General features: G+C 73.1%; 23 protein-coding genes, 1 other RNA gene and 1 pseudogene. 9 read left to right on the forward strand and 16 right to left on the reverse strand.

Annotated elements, in window-relative coordinates:
* Positions 1 to 121: 121 nt before the first annotated feature.
* The 8 genes from ABT106_RS20540 to ABT106_RS20575 form a co-directional block, all read right to left on the reverse strand.
* A complete protein-coding gene (locus tag ABT106_RS20540; RefSeq protein WP_007264399.1) occupies positions 122 to 403 on the reverse strand; it encodes an HU family DNA-binding protein in 282 nt (93 codons plus the stop codon).
* A gap of 331 nt (positions 404 to 734) precedes the next feature.
* Complete coding sequence (locus ABT106_RS20545; RefSeq protein WP_267726323.1) at positions 735 to 2,138, reverse strand: NAD-dependent malic enzyme; 1,404 nt, start codon at positions 2,136 to 2,138, stop codon at positions 735 to 737.
* Between the two features lie 475 nt (positions 2,139 to 2,613).
* Positions 2,614 to 4,932, reverse strand: a complete 2,319-nt coding sequence (locus tag ABT106_RS20550; RefSeq protein WP_351279289.1) for a HelD family protein — start codon at positions 4,930 to 4,932, stop codon at positions 2,614 to 2,616.
* 103 nt (positions 4,933 to 5,035) lie between these two features.
* Positions 5,036 to 5,638: a CGNR zinc finger domain-containing protein gene (locus tag ABT106_RS20555; protein ID WP_351279292.1), complete on the reverse strand. Its 603-nt coding sequence runs from the start codon at positions 5,636 to 5,638 to the stop codon at positions 5,036 to 5,038.
* A gap of 115 nt (positions 5,639 to 5,753) precedes the next feature.
* Complete coding sequence (locus ABT106_RS20560; protein WP_351279294.1) at positions 5,754 to 6,308, reverse strand: GNAT family N-acetyltransferase; 555 nt, start codon at positions 6,306 to 6,308, stop codon at positions 5,754 to 5,756.
* A gap of 119 nt (positions 6,309 to 6,427) precedes the next feature.
* The gene (locus ABT106_RS20565) at positions 6,428 to 7,588 is read right to left on the reverse strand and encodes a uroporphyrinogen-III synthase (RefSeq protein ID WP_351279297.1); all 1,161 of its coding nucleotides are present in this window, start codon (positions 7,586 to 7,588) and stop codon (positions 6,428 to 6,430) included.
* A 135-nt stretch (positions 7,589 to 7,723) separates the two neighbouring features.
* The gene (locus ABT106_RS20570) at positions 7,724 to 9,094 is read right to left on the reverse strand and encodes a nitrate/nitrite transporter (RefSeq protein WP_351279300.1); all 1,371 of its coding nucleotides are present in this window, start codon (positions 9,092 to 9,094) and stop codon (positions 7,724 to 7,726) included.
* Positions 9,095 to 9,148: 54 nt separating this feature from the next.
* Positions 9,149 to 10,162: a LysR family transcriptional regulator gene (locus tag ABT106_RS20575; protein WP_351279302.1), complete on the reverse strand. Its 1,014-nt coding sequence runs from the start codon at positions 10,160 to 10,162 to the stop codon at positions 9,149 to 9,151.
* A 276-nt stretch (positions 10,163 to 10,438) separates the two neighbouring features.
* Between ABT106_RS20575 and ABT106_RS20580 the strand changes: the two genes are divergently transcribed.
* The 6 genes and pseudogenes from ABT106_RS20580 to ABT106_RS20605 all read left to right on the forward strand — a co-directional run.
* The gene (locus tag ABT106_RS20580) at positions 10,439 to 11,710 is read left to right on the forward strand and encodes an MFS transporter (protein WP_351279335.1); all 1,272 of its coding nucleotides are present in this window, start codon (positions 10,439 to 10,441) and stop codon (positions 11,708 to 11,710) included.
* A gap of 46 nt (positions 11,711 to 11,756) precedes the next feature.
* Entirely contained in the window at positions 11,757 to 12,926 is a 1,170-nt protein-coding gene (locus ABT106_RS20585) for an SH3 domain-containing protein (protein ID WP_351279305.1), read from the forward strand.
* Positions 12,927 to 13,072: 146 nt separating this feature from the next.
* Positions 13,073 to 13,387 (forward strand): type II toxin-antitoxin system Phd/YefM family antitoxin, encoded by a 315-nt coding sequence (locus ABT106_RS20590; protein WP_351279308.1) that lies wholly within the window; start codon positions 13,073 to 13,075, stop codon positions 13,385 to 13,387.
* A 438-nt stretch (positions 13,388 to 13,825) separates the two neighbouring features.
* The gene (locus ABT106_RS20595; protein WP_351279310.1) at positions 13,826 to 14,122 is read left to right on the forward strand and encodes a hypothetical protein; all 297 of its coding nucleotides are present in this window, start codon (positions 13,826 to 13,828) and stop codon (positions 14,120 to 14,122) included.
* Complete coding sequence (locus ABT106_RS20600; RefSeq protein WP_351279312.1) at positions 14,088 to 14,621, forward strand: DUF6879 family protein; 534 nt, start codon at positions 14,088 to 14,090, stop codon at positions 14,619 to 14,621. Before ABT106_RS20595 ends, ABT106_RS20600 begins: the two co-directional genes overlap by 35 nt.
* 29 nt (positions 14,622 to 14,650) lie before the next feature.
* Positions 14,651 to 15,196: pseudogene (locus ABT106_RS20605) on the forward strand (Scr1 family TA system antitoxin-like transcriptional regulator); the annotation flags it as partial.
* 253 nt (positions 15,197 to 15,449) lie between these two features.
* Here the strand turns inward: ABT106_RS20605 and ssrA are convergent.
* The 5 genes from ssrA to ftsE form a co-directional block, all read right to left on the reverse strand.
* Positions 15,450 to 15,838: a transfer-messenger RNA gene (gene ssrA / locus ABT106_RS20610) on the reverse strand.
* 83 nt (positions 15,839 to 15,921) lie between these two features.
* Positions 15,922 to 16,407 carry an SsrA-binding protein SmpB gene (gene smpB, locus ABT106_RS20615; RefSeq protein ID WP_351279315.1) on the reverse strand — a complete coding sequence of 162 codons (486 nt, stop codon included), beginning with the start codon at positions 16,405 to 16,407 and terminating at the stop codon, positions 15,922 to 15,924.
* An 18-nt stretch (positions 16,408 to 16,425) separates the two neighbouring features.
* Positions 16,426 to 17,625: a S41 family peptidase gene (locus tag ABT106_RS20620; protein WP_351279318.1), complete on the reverse strand. Its 1,200-nt coding sequence runs from the start codon at positions 17,623 to 17,625 to the stop codon at positions 16,426 to 16,428.
* A gap of 67 nt (positions 17,626 to 17,692) precedes the next feature.
* Positions 17,693 to 18,661, reverse strand: a complete 969-nt coding sequence (ftsX, locus tag ABT106_RS20625; RefSeq protein WP_351279321.1) for a permease-like cell division protein FtsX — start codon at positions 18,659 to 18,661, stop codon at positions 17,693 to 17,695.
* Positions 18,662 to 18,670: 9 nt separating this feature from the next.
* Positions 18,671 to 19,360 (reverse strand): cell division ATP-binding protein FtsE, encoded by a 690-nt coding sequence (gene ftsE, locus ABT106_RS20630; protein ID WP_267726349.1) that lies wholly within the window; start codon positions 19,358 to 19,360, stop codon positions 18,671 to 18,673.
* A gap of 232 nt (positions 19,361 to 19,592) precedes the next feature.
* Between ftsE and ABT106_RS20635 the strand changes: the two genes are divergently transcribed.
* The gene (locus tag ABT106_RS20635; RefSeq protein WP_267726351.1) at positions 19,593 to 19,790 is read left to right on the forward strand and encodes a hypothetical protein; all 198 of its coding nucleotides are present in this window, start codon (positions 19,593 to 19,595) and stop codon (positions 19,788 to 19,790) included.
* 148 nt (positions 19,791 to 19,938) lie between these two features.
* Here the strand turns inward: ABT106_RS20635 and prfB are convergent, their stop codons facing one another.
* Positions 19,939 to 21,048, reverse strand: a complete 1,110-nt coding sequence (gene prfB / locus ABT106_RS20640; RefSeq protein WP_351279324.1) for a peptide chain release factor 2 — start codon at positions 21,046 to 21,048, stop codon at positions 19,939 to 19,941.
* A 323-nt stretch (positions 21,049 to 21,371) separates the two neighbouring features.
* On the opposite strand from prfB, the gene ABT106_RS20645 reads away from it, so the two are divergent.
* The gene (locus ABT106_RS20645; protein ID WP_351279326.1) at positions 21,372 to 22,373 is read left to right on the forward strand and encodes an isopenicillin N synthase family dioxygenase; all 1,002 of its coding nucleotides are present in this window, start codon (positions 21,372 to 21,374) and stop codon (positions 22,371 to 22,373) included.
* A gap of 66 nt (positions 22,374 to 22,439) precedes the next feature.
* Here ABT106_RS20645 and ABT106_RS20650 read toward each other — a convergent pair whose 3' ends face one another.
* Together ABT106_RS20650 and ABT106_RS20655 are read right to left on the reverse strand one after the other, a co-directional pair.
* On the reverse strand, positions 22,440 to 23,690 hold the full coding sequence (locus ABT106_RS20650) for a serine/threonine-protein kinase (RefSeq protein ID WP_351279328.1): 1,251 nt from the start codon (positions 23,688 to 23,690) through the stop codon (positions 22,440 to 22,442).
* A 160-nt stretch (positions 23,691 to 23,850) separates the two neighbouring features.
* Complete coding sequence (locus tag ABT106_RS20655) at positions 23,851 to 25,638, reverse strand: serine/threonine-protein kinase (RefSeq protein WP_351279330.1); 1,788 nt, start codon at positions 25,636 to 25,638, stop codon at positions 23,851 to 23,853.
* 439 nt (positions 25,639 to 26,077) lie between these two features.
* On the opposite strand from ABT106_RS20655, the gene ABT106_RS20660 reads away from it, so the two are divergent.
* A partial coding sequence (locus tag ABT106_RS20660) for an FHA domain-containing protein (RefSeq protein WP_351279332.1) occupies positions 26,078 to 26,888 on the forward strand: 811 nt, incomplete at its 3' end.

Consider the following 26,888-nt stretch of genomic DNA (forward strand, 5'->3'; position numbering starts at 1 on the left):
GCGATCCCGGCCGCGCAGACGACGCCGTACAGGAAGGGCTTGCGCTGCGGATCCGCCCTTCGGCGTTCCTGCGTCACGCTGCCGTCCCGGGGGCCGGTGCGGCCCTCGGCACAAGGGCGGACTACTTGCCCTTGGCGGCTTCCTTGAGCTTGGAGCCCGCGGAGACCTTCACGCTGTAGCCGGCCGGGATCTGGATGGGGTCGCCGGTCTGCGGGTTGCGCGCGGTGCGAGCGGCACGGTGGGTGCGCTCGAAGGTCAGGAAGCCGGGGATGGTGACCTTCTCGTCGCCCTTGGCGACGATCTCGCCAACGGTCTCGGCGAGCGCGGCCAGAACGGCGTCGGCGTCCTTGCGGGTCACCTCGGCGCGCTCGGACAGAGCGGCCACCAGCTCACTGCGGTTCATGTTGTACTCCCGTGTTCAACTTGCCTTAGAGGCGTGAGATCGAAGCCGATGCTGCCAGGGCCCTCGGACAGTCCCCGGACCCGGGTCTGAACGTCAGACCCTCTCGCCCGGTTACGCATCCTGCCCCCACCAGCGGCGGGAAAGCCAATCCGGCACCCGCCGGGGTCACACGAAAAGCGCCACAGTCACGCGGCGGTGACGCTCCGTCCGCCTTCGGTCGATGCGGACCGCGGACCGCACGGGCATCCCCGCAACCCTAGAGGCGGCCCGGCGGGCCCGCATCTCGCGACGCGCCGGGATCAGGGGGGCGTGAGGGCGCTCACACCGGCCGTCAGGCCCCCGAGGCGGCCTTGCGGACGGCTCCGGCGACCGCGCCGGCGACCTTGTCGTTGAACACCGACGGGATGATGTAGTTCGCGTTCAGCTCGTCCTCGCCGACGACGTCCGCCAGTGCGGCGGCCGCGGCCAGCATCATGTCCGTGTTCACGGTGCGGGACTGAGCGTCCAGCAGGCCGCGGAAGACGCCCGGGAAGACCAGCACGTTGTTGATCTGGTTCGGGAAGTCGGAGCGGCCGGTGGCCACGACGGCGGCCGTCTGGCGGGCGATCGCCGGGTCCACCTCGGGGTCCGGGTTCGCGAGAGCGAACACGATGGCGCCCTCGGCCATGGCGGCCACGTCGTCGCCGGAGAGCACGTTCGGGGCCGAGACGCCGATGAAGACGTCGGCTCCGACCACGGCCTCCTTCAAGGTGCCCGTGTAGCCCTCGGGGTTGGTGTTGTCGGCGATCCAGCGCAGCGGGGAATCGGCGGCCGCGTCGACGAGGTCGGGGCGGCCCGCGTGCACGACGCCGTGGATGTCGGCGCTCACCGCGTTCTTCACACCCGCCGCGAGCAGCAGCTTCAGGATGGCCGTACCGGCCGCGCCGGCGCCCGACATGACGACCTTGACGTCGCCGACCGCCTTGCCCACCACGCGCAGCGCGTTGGTGAGGGCGGCGAGCACCACGATCGCGGTGCCGTGCTGGTCGTCGTGGAAGACGGGGATGTCGAGGGCCTCGCGCAGCCGTGCCTCGATCTCGAAGCAGCGCGGCGCGGAGATGTCCTCCAGGTTGATGCCGGCGAAGCCCGGGGCGATCGCCTTGACGATCGCGACGATCTCGTCGGTGTCCTGGGTGTCGAGGCAGATCGGCCAGGCGTCGATGCCGGCGAAGCGCTTGAAGAGGGCCGCCTTGCCCTCCATGACGGGGAGCGCGGCCATCGGGCCGATGTTCCCGAGGCCCAGGACGGCGGAGCCGTCCGTCACGACTGCGACGGAGTTGCGCTTGATGGTGAGGCGGCGCGCGTCCTCGGGGTTCTCGGCGATCGCCATGCACACGCGGGCCACGCCCGGGGTGTAGATCATCGAGAGGTCGTCGCGGTTGCGGATGGGGTGCTTGGACGCCATCTCGATCTTGCCGCCGAGGTGCATCAGGAAGGTGCGGTCGGAGACCTTGCCGAGGCTCACGCCCTCGATGCCGCGCAGTTTCTCGACGATCTCGTCGGCGTGCGCGGTGGAGGTCGCGGCGATGGTGACGTCGATCCGGAGCTTCTCGTGACCGGAGGCGGTCACATCGAGGCCGGTGACCGAGCCGCCGGAGGACTCCACGGCGGTGGTGAGCTGGGAGACCGCGGTACCGCTCGCGGGCACTTCCAGGCGGACCGTCATCGAATACGAGACGCTGGGCGCCGTTGCCATGGCCGTGTTCCTCTTCTGTCCCTGGTTTTCGCTGTACACACAGAGCCCCGCGCACGGCAGGCGTGGCAGGACCTGTTGTCCGATCGTCCCACCTACCAGCCGGTACAAGGTAACCAGCTACAAATTTCGGAAAGACACTTCCACCATACGAGATAGTGGGGGCGTGCGGAATGGTGGGTTAATACAAAACAGGTCCGCGCCCCCCACGGAGTGGAGGGCGCGGACCTGGTGTGACGAGCCACCTCGGACACTGCCGAGTGCTGTCGGGTACTGCTGACGTCTATGACACCGACCCGCCATGCTCGCCTCGCGGCAAGTGGTCGCTCTAAGCGACGAAGGTTGGGCCCGGGGGCTTGGATCGAGTCGGTGCCGTTACCAGGCTAACAAAGGATCGCCGGAAGTGATCCCCCTCCCGGAGGCGGATTTCGGACACCACGCTCCCGGCTGCCGACCATCCGGCCGTACGGCCCGGCGGCTACGGCAGCAGCAGCTCCGGGACCCCGTCCGCGCCGGGCCGGTCGCGCTCCGCGGAGACCACCGTGAGCTGCTGGGTCGCGCGCGTCAGCGCCACGTACAGCACCCGCAGGCCCGCCGGGGACTCGTCCGCGATCTCCGCCGGGGAGACCACCACCGTGGCGTCGTACTCCAGCCCCTTGGCCTCCAGACTGCCCAGCGCGACCGCCCGCCCGCCGAGCTCCGCGAGCCAGCCCGCGGCCTCCGCGCGCCGGTCCATGGCCACGACCACGCCGACGGTGCCGTCGACCTGCTCCAGCAGCCGCCGCGTCTCCTCCCGCACCGCGGCCCCCAGGTCTCCCCCGGCGGCCGTGAAACGGGGCTCCAGGCCCGTGGAGCGCACCGCGGTCGGCGGCTCCATGCCCGGCATCGCCAGGCGCAGCACCCGGGAGGCCACCTCGGCGACCTCCGCCGGGTTGCGGTAGTTCACGGTGAGGGTGAACCGGCGGCGCGGACGGCTGCCCAGGGCCTCGTCGCGGGCCGCGGCCGCCTCCTGCGGATCGGTCCAGGACGACTGCGCCGGGTCGCCGACCACCGTCCAGGTGCCCATCCGGCCGCGGCGGCCCACCATCCGCCACTGCATCGGCGTCAGGTCCTGGGCCTCGTCCACGATGACGTGCGCGTACTCGGTGCGCTCCGCCGCGAGCCGCTCGGCCCGCTCCCACTGGGTCTCCTCACGGGTCGGCATCAGCTCCTCCAGCCCGCTGAGCTGGTCCAACGGGTCCATCTCGCGCCTGCGCTTCGGCCGGGCGGGCGCACCGACCAGCAGCTGGAGCTCGTCCAGCAGCGCCACGTCGTGCACCGACAGGGGTCCCTTGCCGTCGGGGCCGGCCCGGCGCAGCGAGCGGGCCAGCTGGCGGGTCTCGCGCGGGCTCAGGTCGCGGCGCGACCAGCGGCCGAGCCGGCGCTCGTCGGCCATCGAGGCGAGGACCGCGCGCGGGGTCAGCTCGGGCCACCAGGCGTTCAGGAAGCCGATGAAGGCGTCCTCGGTGGACACGTCCTCGTCGAAGGCGGAGCGCAGCTCGGCGGCCAGCTCCGGGTCGCTGTGCCGGCCGGACCCGCCGGACTTCGCGTACAGCGCGTCGAGCAGCAGCTTGCGGGCGCGCGGGCGCAGCAGGTTGACGGGGGCGGTGCCGCTGAGCACGTTCTGCCGGATGCGTTCGAGTTCGGCGGACTCCAGCTCCTGGCGGCGCCCGAAGGCCACCACGCGCAGCCGGTCGGGCGCCCCGCCGGTGTCACCGCCGAGCTCCAGGGCTCCCCGTACGGCCTTGCGCAGCACCTTGAGCATCCGGGACGAGCCCTTGATCCGGGCCGTGGCCGGGTCGTCGTACGTGGTCGCCTCGGCGCCGTCGACCAGCGAGCCGAGCGCCCGGATGGCGACCTGGCCCTCCTCGCCGAGGGAGGGCAGGACGCCCTCGGTGTACGCGACGAGCAGCGGCGTCGGGGAGACGATCAGGATGCCGCCGGAGTAGCGGCGCCGGTCCTGGTAGAGCAGGTAGGCGGCGCGGTGCAGGGCGACGGCGGTCTTGCCGGTGCCCGGCCCGCCCGCGACCTCGGCCACGGACGCGGCGGGCGCCCGGATGACCAGGTCCTGCTCGGCCTGGATGGAGGAGACGATGTCCCGCATCGAGTGCGTACGGGCCCGCCCGAGGGCGGCCATCAGGGCGCCGTCGCCGATGGCGGGCAGCTCCCGGCCGTCCAGGGAGGCGGTGACCTCCGGGCGCATCAGGTCGTCCTCCACGCCCAGCACCTTGCGGCCCTTGGAGCGGATGACGCGCCGGCGCACGACGCGGCCGGGCTCCTTGGGCGTGGAGCGGTAGAACGGCGCTGCGGCCGGCGCGCGCCAGTCGATGACCAGCGGCGCGTAGTCGGAGTCCAGGACCCCGATGCGGCCGATGTGCAGCGTCTCGGCGATGTCGGCCGTGAGGTCCTCGCGGATCGCGTCGTCGGCCGGCTCGACCGAGGTGAACGCGCCGTCCGGCCCGCGCTCCCCGTCCTTGCCGAGGACCAGGTCGATGCGGCCGAAGAGGAAGTCCTCGAACTCGTTGTTGAGCCGGTTGAGGTGGATACCGGCCCGGAAGACCTGAGCGTCGCGCTCGGCGAGGGCGCCGGGCGTCCCCACCTGGCCCCGCTTCGCGGCGTCGTTCATCAGGAACTCGGCCTCGTGGATCTTCTCTTCAAGGCGTCGGTACACCTGGTCGAGATGCGTCTGCTCGACCCCGATCTCCCGATCGCGGACGGAATCCGCCGTGCTGTCGACAGCGGCATTCTGCGCGGCCACCAAGGCCCCCTTCTGACGTGCATGGGCGACCGTCAACCGTACGCGAATCCGCGGCCTGTCCGCATGCCCGTTCCGGAACCGGTCTCGCGGGCTGGTACGCGGCCTACCGCGGCCCGGCCGCCAGGACCCGCCGGCGGTGCCGGGCGACGCGCTCGCGGTTGCCGCACAGCTCGCTGGAACACCAGCGGCGCCGGTGGCCGCGGGAGGTGTCCAGGTAGACCCGGGTGCAGCCGTCGCCCTCGCAGGCCCGCAGCAGCGCCAGGTCGCCGGGGTCGGTCAGCAGCTCGACGGCGTCCCGGGCGACGGCGGCGAGCAGCGCGCCGCATCCGACGCCCCCGCACAACTCCCGTACGAGGTGCCCTTCCTGGTCCCGTACCGCGCACAGGCCCGGGGGTGGTCCGGCGGCCAGCGCGTTGACCCGGGCGAGGGCGTGCGCCGTTGCGGGGGGCGGGGCGGGGGCCTGCGGCCGGGCGGTGGGCGGGCCGGCCCCCGGGCGCGGCTCCGCCCGTACGAGGAACTCCACGTCCCCGCGCAGGTCCCGGAAGGCGGCGACCCAGTCGGGGCCCGGCCGGGCCAGCGGCGTCCGGTCGGGCACCAGCCCGGCCCCGACGAGCCACAGCCGCAGGTCGTCGCCGTCGGCGAGCCCCTCGTGGGGGGCGCACGTGGCCACCAGGTCGAGGCAGAGCCTCCCGGAGTCGAACCACATGCCCGTCACCGCCTCGCCCGCCGCGGCCCGGCCGCCGTCGCTCCTCCCAGAGTGCCCGCGGGCCGGGCGGGGCGGAAGCCCCCGGGCGGACCGGGACGTGCCGCTTCGGCGCCCGTCAGCCGCCGGCCGGCGGCGGGTCCTCGTGCAGCAGCCGCTGGAACAGGCGGTGGTCGCGCCAGGCGCCGTCGATGTGGAGGTAGCGCGGGGCGAGCCCGTACTGCTCGAAGCCGGCCTTCGCCAGGACTCGCTGCGAGGCCAGGTTGCCGACGAGGGTCCCGGCCTCGACCCGGTGCAGGCCCACCTCGTCGCGGGCGGCCCGGCAGACCTCCTCCAGGCCGGCGGTGGCCAGCCCCCGGCCGTTCCACGCCTGGTCCACCCAGTAGCCGATGCCGCCGCTGCACAGCGGCCCGAGGACGATGGACCGGAGCGTGATCGCCCCGACGGGGGCGCCCGTGGCCGCATCGACGTACACGTACGGGACGGACCGGCCCGCGTCCCGCAGGGCCAGCTCCTCCTCGATGCGGGCGAGCTGTCCGGCCTCCGTGTAGAAGGCGGCGGGCCGGTACGGCTCGGTGGGGGCCAGATGCGCCCGGTTGCGGACCATCGCGTCGGCGAGCCCGGCCGCGTCCCCGGGCTCCAGCCCCCTCATCTCCACTCCGTCAATGATCATCCCGGCACGCTAGCCGACACCCGCGGACCGTGCCCAGACCCGCGGACCGTGCCCAGACCCGCGGCCAGGGCGCCCCGGCCACCGCGGGCGCCCGCCGGGAGCCCACGGAGGGGTCGGCGTCATCCCGGGCGCACGTCCGCGTACTTGAGGTCCCCGCCCGCGTCCAGCGCCAGCCGGTACCCACGCTTGACCACCGTCTGGATCAGCTTCGGCGTGCCCAGCGCCACCCTGAGGCGGGCCATCGCCGTCTCCACGGCGTGCTCGTCGCTCCCCGCCCCCGGCAGCGCCCGCAGCAGGTCCGCCCGCGACACCACCCAGCCCGGCCGCCGCGCGAGCGCCCGCAGCAGCGCCATCCCGGCCGGCTGTACGGGCCGCAGCTCCGCGTCCAGCAGCACCGCGTGCCCGCGCACCTCCAGCCGGTGCCCGGCCACCGGCAGGACCCGGGCCCGGCCCGGCAGTTCCTGGCAGAGCAGCTGCACCAGGGGGCCCAGCCGGAAGCGCTCCGGATGCACCGTGTCCACCCCGTGCGCCTGGAGCGGCAGCGCGGTGACCGGCCCCACGCACGCGGAGAGCACCGGGCCCCGCAGCGCCGCGAGCACGGGTTCCCGTACGCCCCGCTCCGCGGCCCGGGACAGCAGGGAGGCCGCCGCGGGCGCCGAGGTGAAGCTGACCGCGTCCACCGCGCCGCCGGCCACGGCGTCGAGCAGCCGGTCCAGCGGCGCGAGGTCCTGCGGCGCCATCCACCGGTACACCGGGACGACGACGACGTCGGCGCCTCCCTCCCGCAGCGCCTCCACGAAACCCGGCAGCGGCTCGCCGTGCAGCTGGAGCGCGATCCGCCGGCCGGCCACGCCCGCCGACAGCAGCCGCTCCAGCACCTCGGCCAGCGACTCCGACTCCGGCGACCAGGTCTCCACGAGCCCGGCGGCCCGGACGGCGCCCTTCACCTTCGGCCCGCGCGCGAGCAGTTCCGTCCGGCGCAGCCGCTCCAGCAGCGCCTCGCCGATCCCCCACCCGTCGGCGGCCTCGATCCAGCCGCGGAACCCGATGGCGGTGGTGGCGACCACCACGTCGGGCGCGCGGCCCAGCAGCTCCTTCGTGGCGGCGAGCAGCTCGCTGTCGTCGGCCAGCGGCACGATCCGCAGCGCGGGCGCGTGCACGACGGCGGCCCCGCGGCGGCGCAGCAGGGCGATCAGCTCGTCGGCCCGCCGGGCGGCGGTCACCCCGACGGTGAAGCCCGAGAGGGGGCCCGGACCGGTGTGCTGCCTGTGCTCGTACATGTGACCTGCCTTGCCCAGTGGGTCGGTGTCGCGCCCCGGGAGGCGGTGGGGAAGCGGTCGCGGGCGCGGGAACCGAGCCTGCCCGCACGGCGTGTCAGGCTCGGTTCCACCGTATTTCGCGGCCGTTAACCGCCGTTACACCGAGGTGAGCTGCGGCTTCGCCGCCGCGCCGGGCGCCGCGACGATCACGGCGGCCGGCCGGCGAAGGTATACCGCCCAGGTCACGGCGCAGCACAGCGCGTAGAAGCCGAGGAAGGTCACGAAGGCGGCCGTCCCGGATCCGGAGGCGGTGAACGCCTGCCGGAACACCAGGTTGATGCCGAGTCCGCCGAGCGCCCCGACCGCGCCGATCAGCCCCATGGAGGCCCCCGACAGCCGTCGCCCGTACGCCGCCGCGCCCTCGCCGTCCATGCCCCGGGCGAGCGCCTTGGCCTGGAAGATCCCCGGGATCATCTTGTACGTCGAGCCGTTGCCGAGCCCGCTGAGGACGAACAGCGCGACGAACCCGATCAGGAACACCGCCAGCGACTCCCGCACCGAGGCGAGGATCACGACCCCGGTCGCCGCCGCCATGGCCACGAAGGTGCCCAGCGTGATCCGCGCCCCGCCGAAGCGGTCCGCGAGCGCCCCGCCCACCGGCCGGACCAGTGAGCCGAGGAGCGGCCCCACGAAGGTCAGCGAGGCGGCCTGGAGGGGGGTCCGGCCGAACTGCGTCTGGAGGACCAGGCCGAAGGCGAAGCTGTAGCCGATGAAGGACCCGAAGGTGCCGACGTACAGGAACGCCATGATCCAGGTGTGGGGCTCGCGCACGGCCTCCCGCACCGCGCCGGTGTCGTTCCGCACGGGCGCGAGGTTGTCCATCCGCAGCAGGGCGAGTACGGCCGCCGCCCCGATCAGCGGCAGGTAGGCGGCGAGCAGCAGCCTCGGGTGCCCGGCTCCGGCGGTGGCGATGACCAGCAGCGCCGCGAGCTGCACCACGGGGACGCCGATGTTGCCGCCGCCCGCGTTCAGCCCGAGCGCCCAGCCCTTCTTGCGCAGCGGGAAGAAGGCGTTGATGTTCGTCATCGACGAGGCGAAGTTCCCGCCGCCCACCCCCGTCAGGGCGGCCACCAGCAGGAATGTGCCGTACGAGGTCCCGGGCTCCATGACGACCAGCGCGGCCGCGGTCGGCGCGAGCAGCAGCAGGGCGCTGACGACGGTCCAGTTCCGGCCGCCGAACCGGGCGACGGCGAAGGTGTACGGCACCCGGACCAGGGCTCCGACGAAGGTCGCGGTCGCGATGAGGAAGAACTTCCCGGCGGGGTCGACGCCGTATCCGGGGCCCATGAAGAGCACCATCACGGACCACAGGGACCAGATGGAGAAGCCGATGTGCTCGGACAGTACGGAATACAGGAGGTTGCGGCGGGCGGTCCGCTCCCCCGACTCCCGCCAGAAGACCTCGTCCTCGGGGTCCCACCGCTCGATCCAGCGGCCCCCTTTGCGCGGTGCGGTCGTACCGGTCATCACACGCCTCCACAGCTGTCGCGTCCGTGGTGACGACGGTAGGAACGGCGCGTTTCAGCCCCGGTCCCCGCCCGATGACCGCCGGGATACCTTGCTCTCACCCGCCCGCGGGGCCGGATGTGAGCCTCCCGGGGTCCAGCTGCCGGCGGGCGGTACGAGCCAGCCGCGCTCGGCGGCCAGTCCGGCGGCCGCGGTGCGCAGGGCGTCCAGGCCGGGGTGGCCGAAGCCCTTGCGCCACACCATCGACAGCGGCGACAGCGGCACCGGCCCGGTCAGCGGCCGCTTCACACAGCCGGGCATGTCGGGGAAGTCCACCGCGACCAGTACCGGGTTGCCGGTCTTGGCCATCACCCGCCCGAACTCCTCCTTGCCCATGGCGACCGGCGCGGGCGGCGCGACCTCGATGCCCCGGCCGGCGAACAGTTCGCGCGCCAGGCCCGTCCACTCCAGGGTCCGCGGGTTCCCGGCCCCGGCGTACACGGACTCCCCCGCCAGCGCGTCCAGCGGTACGGCGTCCCGGCCGGCCAGGGCGTGGCCCTCGGGCAGCAGCACGGCGAGCGGCTCGTACCGTACGGGGCACCGTTCGAGGCGGGCCCGCAGCGCCGGGCCGAGCCCGTCGGCGTACCCGAACGAGACGTCGAGCCGCCCGGCCGCGATCTCGGCGGCGGCATGGGTCAGCCCGCTCTCGAAGCGGGCCATCAGCTCGCAGTCGGGGGCGAGTTCGCGGGCCCGCTCCAGGACGGTGCGGCCGGTGCCGGGCCCGTCGGTGTTCACGTCGACCAGCAGCGCGCGCGGCTCGGCGCCCCCGCCGAAGGCCGCGGCCAGCTCCTCGTGCGCGCGCAGCACCCGGCGGGCCAGGGGCAGCAGCCGCTCCCCGTCGGGCGTCAGCTCCACCTGCCGGGTGGTCCGTACGAACAGGGCGGCGCCCAGGTCCCGTTCGAGGCGCCGGACGTCCCGGCTGAGGGCCTGCTGGGCGACGTACAGGCGGGCGGCTGCCCGGGTGAAGTGCAGTTCCTCCGCGCAGGCGACGAAGCCGCGCAGCAGCCGGGGTTCCACATCGCGGGGCATCACCCCCGGAGACTAACAACGCAGAGGGGTGAATGGGCTCTGAACAGGTGTTGGACCCGGGCCGGGACCGGACCCGAGGCTGTGACCATGCCCACCGCGCCCACCCCTGCCGCCTCCGCTGCCACCCCCACCCCGGCTGCCGCCGCCCCTGCCGCCGCCCCGGCCGCCTCCGCCCGCGGCGCCTCCGCCCGCGGCGCCGCCGCCCGCACCGCGACCGCCCGGGCCGCTTCCGCCCGGGCCGCTTCCGGCGCCGGGGGCGGCGCCCGTGTGCCCCGGATGACCGTCACCGGCTCCACCCTCGTCATCGCGGCCCCGGCCCCCGGCCGGCGGGCCCGCGCCCACGGCCCGTACCGCCGGCTGTTCGACCTCCCCGGCACCCGCGCCTTCACCGCCGGGAACCTGCTCGCCCGGCTCCCGATGGGCATGTTCGGGGTCAGCGCGGTCATGATGATCGCCGACCAGCGCGGCTCGTACGCCCTGGCCGGGGCCGTCACCGCCACCGGCCTGGCCGCCACGGCCCTGGTCGCTCCCTGGACGGCCCGGCTGGTCGACCGGCACGGCCAGGCCCGGATCGCGCTCCCCGCGGCCCTGATCGCCGTCCTGGGCTCCCTCTCCCTGGTCGCCTGCGTCCGCCTCGACGCCCCCGTCTGGACCCTCTTCGCCTCGTACGCCGCGACCGCCACCACCCCGAACACCGGCGGCATGTCCCGCGCACGCTGGACCCACCTGCTGCGCGGCTCCCCGGCCGCGCACCACACCGCGATGTCCTTCGAACAGGCCGCCGACGAGCTGTGCTTCATGCTCGGCCCGGTCCTCGCGGCCGTGCTGTGCACCTCCGTCTTCCCCGAGGCGGGCACCCTCACGGCCGCGGCGCTGCTCCTGGCCGGGATGCTGGTCTTCACCTCCCGGCGGGCCACGGAACCCCCGGTGTCGGCGGCGCGGCGGGACGGCGCGTCCCCGCTGCGCGCCCTGGGTCCGCTCCTGCCCGTGTTCCTCGCCACCGGCGTCGTCTTCGGCTCGATGGAGGTCGCCTCGATCGCCCACCTCGCCGCGCACGGACTGGGCGCCGCCTCCGGGCCGGTACTGGCCCTCCAGGCGGCGGGCTCCTGCGCGGCCGGCCTGGTCTACGGCACCCTGCGCCCCCGCGGCCTGCCGCTCTGCCTGTCCGCGATGGCCGCCCTGATGGCCCTCCCGTGGGCCGCGGCGGCCGCCGGCTCCCTGCCCGCCCTGGCCGGCGCGCTCCTGCTGGCCGGGATGGCCACGGCCCCGACGATGGTCACCGCCATGGCCCAGGTCCACGCCCGGATCCCGGAAGGCCGCCTCAACGAGGGCATGACCCTCGCGGTCACCGCGCTCCTCGCGGGCATCGCCGCGGGCGCCGCCTCGGCCGGCCTTCTCGTCGACCGCTTCGGCACCACGACGGCCTACCTGCTGCCCGCGGCGGCGGCCGCGCTCGCCCTCCCGGCGGCCGCCGCGGGCGGATTCATGCGGCGGCCGAGTGATCACTCCCGCGTGGTACGCACCGCTTTCGCCCGTAATCGGACATAACTGGGGTGTCTCCCCAGCGCCCTTCCCTTTGCGGAGGAACTTCCCCGTGCCTTCTTCCCGTTCCGTGCCCGCTGCCCTGATCGTCGCTGCCGTCACCGCGACCTGTCTGGTACCCGCCGTCCCGGCCCTGGCCGACTCGGCCGGCCTCCGGCTCTCCCAGCCGTACCTGCCCTCGATCGCCCCGGGGCGCACGGGCCGCGTCGTCATCGCCGCCGTCAGCGGTGCGGAGCCGGTCACCAGCGGCACGTTCCGCATCACCGCGCCGGACCGTACGACCTTCCCGGAGGCCCGCTTCTACTGGAACGGGCAGCGCGCCGCCGCCCCGTGCACCCGCTCCTCCGACGCCCGGCTGCTGACCTGCGAGGCCGGGACCCGCGCCGGCTTCGCCTTCCCCCGCGACGCGCGGACGCAGCTGGGGGTGGCGCTGCGCGTGGACACGGACGCCCCCGAGGGCACCACGCTGGACGGCGGCGAATGGGCCACCGGCACCGGCGAGACGGCCCTGTTCGGCGTCGCCACCCCGGTGACCGGCCCGAAGGGCGACGACGGCAAGCCCGGCCACGAAGGAAAGCCCGGCCACCACGGCAAGCCGGGCCGCCCCGGCCCCCAGGGCGAGAAGGGCGAGAAGGGCGACCGCGGCGACCAGGGAGACCGCGGCGACACCGGCCCCGCCGGTCCCCGGGGGCCCGAGGGTCCGCGCGGGGAGCAGGGCCCGTCCGGCGGCCCCAAGGGCGACAAGGGCGACCGCGGCGACCGGGGCCCGCGCGGCGACCGCGGCCCGGCCGGCCCCAAGGGCGCCAAGGGAACCAAGGGCGACAAGGGAACCACCGGCACCCAGGGCCCCCAGGGAACCAAGGGCCCGAAGGGCGACCGCGGCCCGATCGGACCGCAGGGACCCCAGGGCCCCAAGGGCCCGAAGGGCGACTCCGGCAAGCCCGGCAAGCCCGGCACCTGCAAGAAGTGCGGCGGCCACCACGAGACCCCGAAGCCGAAGGCCCGCATCGTCTCCCCCGGCAAGGGCCTCGGCATCCACTCGGGCCCGGGCACCGGGTACGCGAAGACGGGCAAGGCCCTGACCGGCGACGTCGTCGCCGTCCAGTGCAAGGTCAACGGCCAGACCGTCGACGGAAACGCGATCTGGTACAAGCTCGCCGACGGCCGTGGCTGGATCGCCGCCCGCTACGCGAAGAACCTCAACAAGGTGCCGGTCTGCTGACAGACCCCCGCCGCACCCCCTGACGAAGGCCCCGCAGCCCCGACTCTGCGGGGCCTTCGCCTGTGCCCCGGGGACGGGAGTTCCAGGGATTTCCCCTACCGGTCTCCGTAGGGTGGGCCCGTACGACTGGGATGGGAGTGGATGCCATGTCCGTAAGCGCCGGCGAAGCCCGCGCCACGCTCTTCTCGCTGATCGAGCGCGTCAACACCGACCACGACCCGGTACGCATCACCTCCAAGAACGGCAACGCCGTCCTCATGTCCGCCGCCGACTACGACGCGTGGCAGGAGACCGTCTACCTGCTCCGTTCCCCCGCCAACGCCCGGCGGCTCATGGAGGCCGTGGCCCGCGACCGCGACTCGGCAGCGCCGAACACACGCCATCGGCTGGTGGGCCGGGCATCTCTCAGTCCTGGGCCACCGCCGACATCGCGGCGCGTAAGGCACGGCGTGGTTTCGTAGCGCGTCCTTCCGGTGCCCCTTCGACTTCTCTGCACGCCTGGGCCAGCGCCTCCACGCGTTCAGCACTGCAAGCTCAGCGCCCGACAGGGTCCTTTCGATCATGTCGGCCGCCGATGGCCCCCAGGGGGTCTTCCGCGCCCGGTGGGCGACCGCACACTGGTGCGCTCCCAGCACGAGGACGGCCGCCGTCCGATACCGGCGCTCCAAACTGGCCGTCCAGATCAACGTCTTGCGCCAGCGCTGCAGCCGATGGGCCCAGTCCGGCGGATCGAGCTCGCGTCGGACCTCGGCATTCGGAAGGCCGCGGACCTCTTCTCGCCCCCCTTGCCCCCCGTGCCCTGGCAGGGCGGAGTGGCGTGGCCCTCATGCCTTCGGTACAGCGGATACGGCCAACTTCAGCATTGCCATGGCCTCGTGCGGCGGCTCGCTGGTTTTTGGGTGAGCCACGCGCAAGATCTCGCAATCGGCTCGACACAGGAGGCGAACATGCCGCTACGGTTCGTGGGGGTCGACCCGAACACGGACACGGGCCAGTGCCCGGCGGTATGGGTGGATGAGAACAACGCTGACGTGGTCTTGCAGGGGTGGAAGGCCGACGACGTGACGTGGGCCGAGCGCCTGGAGACCGGGACAATCCCCGACAGCGAGGCAGTAATCCGGATTCCCGTCCGCATGGTGTCGATCTTGAGGGAGGCGTGCGATGCCGCAGAACGACGTGCCGGTACCGAGCTTTGACGAACTGCTCGATTCAGCCCAGCACTCAGCCCTGCACTTGGAGATGCGTGACGCGTACGGCGTGGCACACGAATCGCAGGGCTTCGCGGACTGGCAGCGCACCGGGGAGCGCGAGACGGACCCCGGCTCCGCTTACTGGAGCGCCTGGGTCAGCCTGGTCCGCCGGACGGTGGCGAGAGGGGTACAGGTTCGAAGGGCGAGGATCGTCTCCGAGCCGCTGAGCGACTACGCCCGGTACGGTCACGTCGGCGCCCCGGTCAACATCTCCGCCGGTGAGCAACTGCGCTATCTCCCCCGTCGCCAGGCTTCGGACATCGCCCTGCCCGGGAATGATTTCTGGCTCATCGATGACCGCGTCATCCGGTGGAATCACTTCACCGGCAACGGGGGCTCCGCAGGTGGGGAGATGTGTGATGATCCGCGTGTAGCCGAGCTGTGCGCGACCGCGTTCGAGACGGTTTGGAAGCGCGCCGTACCGTTCGACGACTACAAGGTCTGACCGCCCCAGGCAGGTCCGGATCTCCATCGATGTCCTCGCCCCTGTCCAGCGTCCAGGCCGCTCGTGTCGCTCTCGCCACCAGGCTGCGGGACATGCGGCCGGACGCCGGGCTGGCCGGGCACGAGTTGTCTGTCGCCTGCGGCTGGCACCCGGCCAAGACGTCCCTCATCGAGCATGCGAAAGCAGCCTCCACCGATGCCGACGTGCGCGCCTGGTGCCAGGTCTGCGGAGCCCCCGACCAGGCCCCTGACCTGATCGCCGCCGCCCGAAGCGCCGACTCCATGTATGTCCAGTGGAAGAGGCTGAACCGCGCCGGCCCACGGCATCTCCAGGAGAAGGTCGTCCCCCTCTTCGAACGAACGCGATCCTTCCGGGTGCACTGCTCCGACGTGGTACCCGGGCTGCTCCAGAGCGAGAGCTACGCACGGGCTGTCCTGAGCGCCTACGGCGCCTTTCACCAGACCGCGACGGACGTCGACGAAGCGGCAGCCGCCCGCGTGGCCCGATCACACGTCATCCGGGACGGTCGTCACCGCTTTGCGCTGCTCGTGGAGGAATCGGTCCTGCGTTCAGGTATCGCCCCTGCCTCCACTACGGCCGGGCCACTCGGCAGAGAGCGGGGGTGTTCCAGCCCTGCGACTGACGGAGAGGAGGAACGACATGGCGCACGCCGACGACGGCGACAGCCACTGCCCCCTCGCTGGGGCACCGTCCGTCACCGTGCCGGTCGGCCGACGACGCGCAGGGGGCGCTGTGCCCGCACGGTGCCCCAGGGCATGAAAAAGCCTCTGACCTGCGAGTGTTCGCAGGTCAGAGGCTTACATGGGGTGGTGGAGATGGCGGGAATCGAACCCGCGTCCAACGGTGCAGAAGCAGGGCTTCTCCGAGCGCAGTCCGCTGCGCTTTTCTCAGCCCCGGAGATCACACGGACAAGTCTCCGACGGGCTCAGTCACTGTTTGATTTCCCTCCAACCCCCGTGACCGGGGCTAGAGGTTTAGATCCCTAATTGACGCCAGGATCCGGACCGGGACCACTTCCGGGCTGACGCTCCTCACAGAGGCTTCAGCTCACTGTTATTAGGCAGCGAGGGTGAAGCGGGAGTTATCGCTCTTGGTGTTGGCGATTATTGTTTGCGACATGTGGTTAGCGAGATCATTGCCGCTTCCTCGGCTCGCTTCCCCTGCATCGACATCCGCTGTCGAAACCGATCATCCCCATGTTTTTTTATCAACGTGCCCCACCGCGAGCGGGAGGCGCTGACGCCATCCTACGCGAAGTGGACCACCACGTGCCAGGAGGTTAAACCGTGCCCCGCTGTTTGCGCCGCACGGCCGAGACCGCCCGGTTCGTCTCGCGCGTGTCCTGCTTCTCGCGGAGCGTCTGCCGCTTGTCGTACTCCTTCTTGCCCTTGGCCAGCGCGATCTCGATCTTGGCCCGGCCGTCCTTGAAGTAGAGGGCCAGCGGCACGATCGTGTGCCCCGACTCCTGCGCCTTGCGCTCCAGCTTGTCGATCTCCTCGCGGTGCATGAGGAGCTTGCGCTTGCGCCGGGCGCTGTGGTTGGTCCAGGTGCCCTGGCTGTACTCCGGCACGTGGACGTTGTAGAGCCACGCCTCGTTGCTCTCCATCGTCACGAAGCCGTCGACCAGCGAGGCCCGGCCCTGGCGCATGGACTTGACCTCGGTTCCCGTGAGCACGAGACCGCACTCGTAGGTGTCGAGGATCGTGTAGTCGTGGCGCGCCTTCTTGTTCTGGGCGATCAGCTTGCGCCCTTTTTCCTTAGCCATAGTGCGGTCATTTTCGCACTACGGACCCACCCCGAGGCCACCCAATACCGTGGCGGCCCGTTCCTCGGCCCCGTCGCCCGCCGCCAGGTCCGGGGTGATGCCGGCGCCGTCGAGGCTGCGGCCCCCCGGGGTGCGGTACGTGCCCACCGTCAGCTCGGCCACCGAACCGTCCGGGAGCGCGGTCGGCATTTGCACCGAGCCCTTGCCGAAGGTCCGGCTGCCGACGGCCACCGCCCGGCCGCGGTCCTGGAGGGCGCCCGTCAGCAGTTCGGCCGCGCTCATCGTGCCGCCGTCGACCAGGGCCACCAGCGGCCGGGCCGTGTCGCCGCCGGGGGCCGCGTACAGGGCGCGCTGCTCACCCCGTACGTCGTACGTGGCCACCAGCCCGCCGTCCAGGAAGGCGGAGGCCGCCGTCACCGCCTCGGCGACCAGCCCGCCCGGGTTGCCGCGGAGATCGAGCATGACCCCGGCGCCCGCCGGGGCCTCGCGGACGGCGGCCCTGACCCGCTCGCCCGAGCCGCGGGTGAAGGAGGCGACCTTGATGACGGTGATCCCGCCGGGCAGCCGGCGTACGGTCACCGGGTCGGCGCGCAGCTCCTCGCGGCGGACGGTCTCGGTGAGGTCGGCGCCGCCCCGGCTCAGGTTCAGCACGACGGGGGTGCCGGCCGCCCCGCGCAGCAGGGCGACCACGTCGTTCACGGCGAGGCCGGTGACGGCGTGCCCGTCGACGCTCAGCAGCCGGTCGCCGGCGCGCAGGCCGGCCCGGGCGGCGGGACTGTCGGGCTGGACCTTGTCGACTTCGATCAGGCCGTCGCGGACGCGTTCCGCCCAGAGCCCGACCCCGGTCCAGCGGCCGTCGAGGTCCTCGGCGAAGGCCGCGTACTCGCCCTGGTCGTAGACGGTGCCCCAGCGGTCTCCGCTGCGGCTGACCACCTCCTGGGCGGCCTTCTTGCCGGACTTGCCCTCGGCGACGGCCTCGGCCGCGGCCCGGGCGACGGCCTCCCGGTCGGCGGTCCCGCTCGCGCGGCGCGGCGCGGGCTCCTGGGCGGGTACGGGGGCGGCGGCGCCCGCCGCGCGGACGGCCGGGGCGGCGGGCTCCGCGCGGTCCCAGCAGCCGGTGCCCGCGGCGGCGGTGACGGCCGCGAGGAAGGCCAGCGTCAGGACGGCCCCGCGACGCGGGTCGCGGGGCCGGAGACAGAGGGCGGGCGGAGCCGGCATGGCGCCGAGTCTAGGACAAGCCCCGCGCCGGCACGGAGGGTTGACCGGACAGCTCGCGGGGCGCTTGTCACACCTTCAGGTACTTGCGCAACGCGACGAAGGCGGCCACCGAGGGCATCAGGAGGCCGATGAACAACACGTACGGGAGCTTCGCGATCACCGAGCTCCAGCCCATGAAGTCTATGATCTGGATCTTGGTCCGCAGTTCGAAGCCGTGGTCGATCACGAAGTACTGCCCGGAGACGAGCATGAGGCAGGCGATGACCGCGCCGATGAGACCGGCGACGGCGGCCTCCATGATGAACGGGACCTGGATGTAGAAGCTGGAGGCGCCCACCAGCCGCATGATCCCGGTTTCCCGCCTTCGGCTGAAGGCGGAGACGCGCACCGTGTTGACGATCAGCAGCAGGGCCACGATCAGCATGATCAGCATGATGCCGAGGGCCGCGATGTTGACGTAGTTGAGGATCTTGAAGAGGACGTCGATGGCCTGGCGCTGGTCGTCGACGGTGTGGATGCCGTCCCGCCCGGCGAAGGCGGAGGTGACGACCTTGTACTTCTCCGGGTTCTTGAGCTTGACCCGGAAGGACTCCTGCATCTGGTCCGGGGTGATGGAGGAGGCGAGCGCGGTGTGCCCGTACTGCTCCTGGTAGTGCTTGTACGCCTCGTCGGCCGACTCGTACGCGACGGACTTGACCAGGTCCATCTGCTGGAGCTCGGTCTCGATCTGCTTCTTCTGGTCGGCCGTCACGGCGCCCTTGAGGCAGGTGGTGACTCCCGCGGCCTGGGCGGGAGTGCCGTCCGCCTTGGTGCTGGACTCACTGGCCTCCTGCGCGTCCTGCTTGTTGCACAGGTAGATCGTGACGTTGGCCTTGTCGTACCAGTAGCCCTTCATCTTGCCGACCTGCTCGCGCATGAGCAGGGAGCCACCGAACAGGGCCAGCGACAGGGCCACGGAGATGATGACCGCGAAGGTCATGGTGAGATTGCGACGGAGGCCGACGCCGATCTCCGACATGACGAACTGGGCGCGCATGGCGTCCTTTCAGTGCTGGTAGCCGTAGACGCCGCGCGACTGGTCGCGTACGAGACGGCCCTGTTCGAGTTCGATGACGCGCTTGCGCATCTGGTCGACGATCTGCTGGTCGTGCGTCGCCATGATCACGGTGGTGCCGGTCCGGTTGATCCGGTCCAGCAGCTTCATGATGCCGACGGAGGTCTGCGGGTCGAGGTTGCCCGTGGGCTCGTCCGCGATCAGCAGGGCCGGGCGGTTGACGAAGGCGCGGGCGATGGCCACGCGCTGCTGCTCACCGCCGGAGAGCTCGCCGGGCATCCGCTGCTCCTTGCCGCCGAGGCCCACCAGCTCCAGCACCTGCGGGACCGCCTTGCGGATCTCGCCCCGGGGCTTGCCGATGACCTCCTGCGCGAAGGCGACGTTCTCGGCCACCGTCTTGTTGGGCAGCAGCCGGAAGTCCTGGAAGACGGTCCCCAGCTGGCGCCGCATCTGCGGGACCTTCCAGTTGGAGAGCTTGGCGAGGTCCTTGCCGAGGACGTGCACCTGGCCGTGGCTCGCCCGCTCCTCGCGCAGGATCAGCCGCAGGAAGGTGGACTTGCCGGAGCCGGAGGAGCCGACCAGGAAGACGAACTCGCCCTTCGCGATGTCCAGGGAGACATCTCTGAGTGCGGGGCGGTTCTGCTTCGGGTAGGACTTGGAAACGCTGTCGAATCGGATCACGGATGCACCACGGTCGCCGGGAGTAGGTGTGCGTGACCATACGCGAACGGGCGCGGGGTGTGGACCCGGCATCCGGAGTTGCCCGTTTTATCCCCTGGTCCGGAGGGGTCCCGGCCGGGACCCCCCGGAGGGGCCGCGCCGAATGCCGGGGAAGCTGGCACAGTGGTAGGGGGAACGGACCGGTTCCCGCCGCCGTTGTACCAAGCGGAACCGAGGGCGAGAGGAGGAGCGCATGACATATGACCGGCTCGTGTGCGCGAACTGTGCCGCACCCGTCAGCCAGGGCCGCTGCCCGGTGTGCCGGGCGAACCGGGAGCGCCTCCAGCGGGAGCACGAGGGCCCCTTCTCCGGCCTGAACCCCGTGACGCTGATCGCGCTCATGGTGGTCCTCGTGGCGGCGCTGGCCCTCGTGGTCCAGCAGACCGCGTAGGAGGCGGACGCCGGCGCGGACGCGCCGCGCACCGATCACCCCCGGCAGGACGAAGGGCCCGGACACCTGTAGGCAGGTGTCCGGGCCCTTCTCCGGTCCGGGAGCCCGTACGGCTCGCGGATCCGGACTCGTCGACTGCTCGACCGCTCTAGGCGGTCTGCTCCTGCTGCTTGCGCCAGCGGATCCCGGCCTCCAGGAAGCCGTCGATCTCGCCGTCGAGAACGGCCTGCGGGTTGCCGACCTCGAACTCCGTCCGCAGGTCCTTGACCATCTGGTACGGGTGCAGGACGTAGGAGCGCATCTGGTTGCCCCAGGAGCTGCCGCCGTCCTTCAGGGCGTCCATCCTGTCCTTCTCCTCCTGGCGGCGCCGCTCCAGCAGCTTGGCCTGGAGGACGTTCATGGCGCTGGCCTTGTTCTGGATCTGCGAGCGCTCGTTCTGGCAGGAGACGACGATGCCGGTCGGGAGGTGCGTGATGCGCACGGCCGAGTCGGTGGTGTTGACGCCCTGGCCGCCGGGGCCGGAGGCGCGGTACACGTCGACGCGCAGTTCGCCCTCGTCGATCTCGACGTGGTCGCTGGACTCGACGACCGGCAGCACCTCGACGCCCGCGAAGGAGGTCTGGCGGCGGCCCTGGTTGTCGAAGGGCGAGATGCGCACGAGGCGGTGGGTGCCCTGCTCGACGGAGAGGGTGCCGTAGGCGTACGGGGCCTTGACGACGAAGGTGGTCGACTTGATGCCGGCCTCCTCCGCGTAGGAGGTCTCGTAGATCTCGGTCGGGTAGCCGTGCCGCTCGGCCCAGCGCAGGTACATGCGCTGGAGGCGCTCGGCGAAGTCGGAGGCGTCGACGCCTCCGGCCTCGGCACGGATGTTGACCAGGGCCTCGCGCTCGGCGTACTCGCCGGAGAGCAGGGTGCGGACCTCCATCTCGTCCAGCGCCTTGCGGACGGAGATCAGCTCGGCCTCGGCCTCGACGAGGGTGTCCGCGTCGTCCATCTCCTGGGCGAGCTCGAAGAGGACCGCGAGGTCATCGATGCGCCCGCGCAGGGTCTCGGTCTTGCGGACCTCGGCCTGGAGGTGCGAAAGCTTGCTCGTGATCTTCTGGGCGGCCTCCGGGTCGTCCCACAGGGACGGCGCGGCGGCCTGCTCCTCGAGCACGGCGATATCGGCCCTCAGCTTGTCGAGGTCCAGGACGGCCTCGATCGACCCCATGGTCGAGGAGAGGGACTTCAGCTCTTCGGAAACATCGACGACTGCCACGGGTCCAGCGTAGCCGGTCCCCGGAGGCCGCCGTCCGGGCAGGCCGAATCACCCGTACTGGTGGCGGGTCGTACGGGCGTACGCTCACGTTATGACCGTTCTCGTCGTCACGCGCCTCGTCAAGCGGCGTCACGTGGACCTCATGCGCGTCACGACGACGGGCTGTCAGCCGCCGGACCCTCACCGAGCCTGATCCACCCCGATCCGACTTGGGTCCTGCACGCGGCCCACGGTCCCGGCGCCACCCCTGCCGGCGGCCCCCTCCACCCGCGGCCCCGCCACCTCTGGGAACAGGACCCCGTGACATCCGAAACGGAGCCGTCATGCCGTCCGCGCACACCCTCCCCGTCCTGGACCTCTCCCGGGCCGACGACCCGGCCCTGCGGGCCGTCTTCCTGAACGAGCTGCACGCGGCCGCCCGGGACACCGGATTCCTGCACCTGACCGGGCACGGCGTCACCGATGCCGAGACCGCCCGGATCCTGGAACTCACCAGGGCGTTCTTCGCCCTCCCGGAGGCCGACCGGCTCGCCGTGAGCAACCTGCGCTCCCCGCACTTCCGCGGCTACACCCGCATCGGCTCCGAGCTGACCGGCGGGGCCTCGGACTGGCGCGACCAGCTGGACGTGGGCGCCGAGCGGCCCGCGCCGGCGCTGGGGCCGGACGATCCGGCGTACCTGTGGCTGGAGGGGCCCAACCAGTGGCCCGCGGCCCTGCCCGAGCTGCGCGGCGCCGTACTGCAGTGGCAGGCCCGGTTGGCCTCGGTGGCCCACCGGCTGCTCCGGGAACTGCTGGCCTCGATCGGCGCTCCGGCCGGCTTCTTCGACGCGGCCTTCGCGGACCGGCCGCACCTGCACACCAAGCTGATCCGCTACCCCGGCTCGGCCCCGTCCGGCACCGACCAGGGCGTGGGCGCCCACAAGGACTACGGATTCCTCACCCTGCTGCTCCAGGACTCGGTCGGCGGGCTCCAAGTGGTCCGCGACGGCGGCTATCTGGACGTGCCGCCGCTGCCCGGGGCCTTCGTGGTCAACCTGGGCGAGCTCCTGGAGATCGCGACCGAGGGCTACCTGACGGCGACCGACCACCGGGTGGTCAGCCCGCCGGGGTCGATGGAGCGCTACTCGGTACCGTTCTTCTACAACCCGCGGCTGGACGCGGTGGTGGAGACCGTCCCGGGCGACTACCTGCGGGCGGCGCCCGGGGTGGCGCACGACGCGGGGAACCCGCTGCACGCGGAGTACGGCCGCAACGAGCTGAAGGGCTGGGTACGGGCCCACCCGGCGGTGGCCCGCCGCTGGCACCCGGAGCTGGTGGCGGCGTAACGGAACCGCGCCCCGGGAGGAGCGGCTACGGGGGCGCGGCCAACGGGGCGCGTCCTCGGGGCGCGGCTACGGGGAGCGGGTGCCCGAGTTCTTGGTGTCCCGCGGCGGCGGGGTCTCCTCGCCGCCGGAGAGCGCGAGCCACGTGCCGACCCCCACCACGGCGGTGAGCGCCAGCGCCGACGCGGACAGCACCAGCCGCCGCTTGCGCGCGGCCTCGGCACGGTGCCGGGCCGCGCCGGGGCGGTGGCCGCCGGCCGGTCTCGGGACGCGGGCGGTGCCGAGCGCGCCGCCCGCCAGCTCGTCCGGACCCGGTACCCGCATCGAGGTGTGCGTGTCCCGGTTGGAGTCGGTCGCGGAGCCCGGCACCAGCGGAACCACGCCGCGGCGCCGCACCGGGTCGGCGGGCGGCTCCTCGGGCTCCGGTTCGCCCGGACCGACGTCGTCGGGCTCGTCCACGTCCAGCGGAGGCATCCCGGCCAGCATCGGCAGCAGGTCGCGCAGCCGGGCCGACAGCTCCGAGGCCCGCAGCCGCGACGCCGGGGCCTTGGCCAGGCACTGCACGACGAGCTGCCACAGTTCGTCGGGGATCCCGGGCAGCGGGACGACCGTCTCGGTCACGTGCCGGCGCAGCACCGCGCCGGGGTGGCCGCCGCCGAACGGGGTGAACCCGGCCAGCAGCTCGTACAGGACGGTGGCCAGGGCGTAGATGTCGACGGCCGCCCGCGGGGGCAGGCCCTCCACGATCTCGGGGGCCAGGTAGTCCGGGGTGCCGATGATGCGGGTGGTCGGGGCCGAGGCCCGGCCCGTGGTGGCCCGCCGCGGGGAGTCGATCAGCTTGGCGACGCCGAAGTCCGTCAGCAGTGCCGGGTGGGATCCGCCGGGGCCGAGCGGGCCCTGCATGTCGAGCAGCACGTTCTCGGGCTTGACGTCCCGGTGCACGACCCCGGCCGCGTGGGCCGCGGCCAGCGCGTCGGCGACATCGGCGACGATCGCCACGGCCGCCTCGGGCGCGAGCCGCCGCTCGCGGTCGAGGCGCGTGCGCAGGTCGGTGCCGCGGACGAGGTCCATGACGAGGGCGAGGTCGTTGCCGTCGACGACGAGGTCGCGGACGGAGACGACGTGCGGGTGCTCCAGGCCGAGCAGCGCGCTGCGCTCCTGGACGAACCGTCCGACCAGCTCCTGGTCGGACGCGAGGTCCTCGCGCAGCAGTTTGACGGCGACGGGGCCTTCCGGCCCCTCGCCCAGCCACACCGTGCCCGCGCTGCCGCGCCCCAGGATCTGGTGCGCGGTGTACCGGCTGCCGATCTTCCGTGCCACGACTGCTCCCTCAGCGGCTGGCGTACGCACCAAAGCTACGCGGCCGGGTGGGGGTTGGAAGCCAGTAGGGGGCCCGATTCACGGCGACCTTCACTTCTTGGGGCGAAATCACGTCCCAGAAGTCGACAAATCCACGAACTCGGCACTACGACGGCCCGGTTCAGGGCGCGCCGGAGCTCCCGGAGCCCGTGGAGTCGCCGATGGAGCCGAGGAAGTCGGCGGCATCGGTGCCCCACGTCCACAGCTGGTCCCACCAGCCGCGGCCGGTGCCGACCCACTCCTGGAGGGGGGTCAGCTCCCAGACCAGCCAGCCCGCGACGAAGAACAGCAGGACCATGACCAGGCAGCCCTTGAGGCAGCCGAGGCCGGGGATCCGCACCGGGTTGGCGCTGCGGCGGCGGGGCTCCCGGGGTTCGCGGGGCTCCCGCGGCGGCCGCTGCTGCGGCGGCGGGCCCTGCGGGGGCTGCTGCGGCTGCCGGTACTGGGGCTGCTGCGCCTGCTGCGGCTGCTGGTACTGCTGGGGCTGGTGCTGCTGCGGCTGGTAGTGCTGGGGCGGCGGGGGCGCGTACTGCTGCTGCGGCTGGTACGGGGGCTGCTGCGGCTGCTGGTACTGCTGCGGCGGCGGGCCCTGGCGGTACGGCTGCTGCTGCTGCGCGCCCTGCGGGGGCCGCTGCTGGGGCCGCTGCTGCGGCGGGGGCGGCGGGGGCGCCTGCCGCTGCGGGCGCCGGCGCAGCGGGTCCTCGCCCGGGTCGAGGTACTGCATCTGCGTCTGCTCGTTGCGGTCGCGGACGGCGCGCATCTGCGACTCCCACGGGTGCGGCTGGTCCGGCCGCTGTACGGGAGGCATCACCGACGTCGGGTCGGCGGCGCCCGCGGGCCCGGTGCTCGGCAGCACGGAGGTCGCGTCGGCCGCGCCGATCGGGGGCAGGACGCTGGTCATGCCGTTCGGGTCGTAGCCGCCCATGGGCGAGCCCGCGGAGGCGGGCAGGACCTGGGTGGCGTCGCCGACGCCCGGGGTCGCGGGGACCGGAGCGGGCGAGGGGTCGGGGGCGAGCAGTGCGCCGACGCCGAGCGCGGCCTCCACTTCGGAGGGCGCGGAGTGCACGCCGATGCCGGCGGCGACCACGCGCAGGCCGCGGGCCAGGCTCTCGGCGCTGGGGCGCTCGTCGGGCTCCTTGCTCAGGCAGCGCTGGATGACGGTCCAGAGCGGCTCGGGCAGGGTCGAGGGGCGCTGCGGCTCCTCGCTGAGGTGGCGGTGGAGCACTTCGAGCGCGGTGCCGCCGGCGAACGGCGGGCGTCCGGTGACCAGCTCGTACAGCAGGATGCCCGCGCCGTAGATGTCGACGGCGGAGGTCTGCGGGCGGCCCTCGGCGGACTCGGGGGCGACGTAGGCCGGGGTGCCGACGAACTCGTGCGTACGGGTCAGGCCCGGGGAGTCCGCGAGGCGGGCGATGCCGAAGTCGGTCAGCATCGGCTTCATCTGCCCGCCGCGCTCGTCGAGCAGCACGTTGGCGGGCTTGAGGTCGCGGTGGACCACCCCGTCGGCGTGGCTGCCGGCGAGCGCGTCCGCGATCTGGGCGGTCAGCAGGCTCGCGGCGACGGGGGTGAAGGGGCCGTTCTCGCGGAGGTACTTGTGCAGGTCGGGTCCGTCGATGAGGTCCATGACCAGCGCGAGCAGGTCGCCCTCGACGACGAGGTCGCGCGTGCGCACGATGTTGGGGTGCGTCAGGCGCAGCAGGACCGAGCGCTCGCGCAGGAAGCGCATGACGATGTCGGGGTCGTGGGCCAGTTCCTCTTTGAGGACCTTGATGGCCACGGTCTCGCCGGGATGACCGGCGACGGCCGCCTCCGCACCCGCGGCCTCCCGCTGGCGGGCACGCCAGACGGTGCCCGTGGCGCCGCGCCCGAGCGGCTCTTCGAGCAGGTACTTGCTGCCGACTGGCCGCACGTCTCGCGCTCCCTGCTGTCGTCGTGCCGGCACGTTTTCGCGCCGCCGTCCATCGATGGGTTTTCCGGCCCACTCTAGGGGGTGTCCCCGGGGAAGACGCCGGGCGACGGAGGTTGGTTGCCGCACATATGTACGGAGGGTGATGTTCGCCGGGTATGCCGGGGGCGATTTTCCCCGCTTTCCCGGGCCCGCTGTCCGGATCCCGACGTAGGCCGGACCACCCCGGCGCCGATCAAGATCACTTGTTGCCGGGTGCCGGGCGTGTTGTCGGCGACAGGTGCGAGGATGCACCCGTACGGACGGCACGGGACGGGAGCCCCGCCTTCCGGCAGACCTGACCGGACGACGCGTCCGTGCCGGGTGGGGGGTGACCGGGCAGCCATGTCCCGCGATTCCCCTGCCGGGCGCACGCACCGCGCAGAAGGGACCGCTGACTGCGATGCAGATCCGGCTGACCGTCCTCGGGTCGCGCAGCGGCCACCAGAGCGCGACCGCCCCCGCGAGCTGTGACGTGCTCGTCACCGCGCCCGCGGGGACGGCCCTGGCCGCCGTCGCCTCCGGGCTCGCGGCGACCGTCGGCGGCCCCGACACCGGCGGCACGGTCGTGCTGTACGCCGGCGCGGAGCGGCTCGACCTCCAGCGCCGGGTTCTCGGCGAGCCCCCGCTGGTCGACGGGGCGGTGCTGGCGCTGCACGCGCCCGTCCCGGACGTACTGCCGGAGGACGGCCTCGGGGCGCCCCAGCTGCACGTGGTGGCCGGGCCCGACGCGGGCGGGGTGCACCTGCTGCACAGCGGACAGATCCGCGTCGGGCGCTCCGCCGACGCCGACGTCCCGCTGGACGACCCGGACGTGTCCCGGATGCACTGCGCGGTCACGGTGACGGCGGACGGCCGGGTCTCGGTGGCCGACCTGAACTCGACGAACGGCACCACCCTCGACGGCTCCCCCGTGGGCCCCCGGCCGGTGGCCCTGCCCCCGGGCGCGCTGCTGCGGGTCGGCGAGTCCACCCTGCGCCTCGCGGCCGGGAGCCCGGCCCCGCTGGCGGTCGCCCCCGACCTGGAGGGGCACCTCGCGGTGCGGGGCCGCACCACGCCGAAGCCGGCGCCGCACCCGGACCACGGGCCCGGCGGCGACGACCCGGGAGACGGCCCCCGCACCGGCTACGGCGCGGAGCACGCTCCGGGCGACGGCCGCGGCGACGACACCCCCGCGTCCGGGACCGCCCGGCCCGGCGGCCCCGGGTACGGCG

The organism is Streptomyces sp. NPDC002044 (genome assembly GCF_040296725.1).
In the GTDB taxonomy this organism is placed as follows: Bacteria; Actinomycetota; Actinomycetes; order Streptomycetales; family Streptomycetaceae; genus Streptomyces; species Streptomyces antarcticus.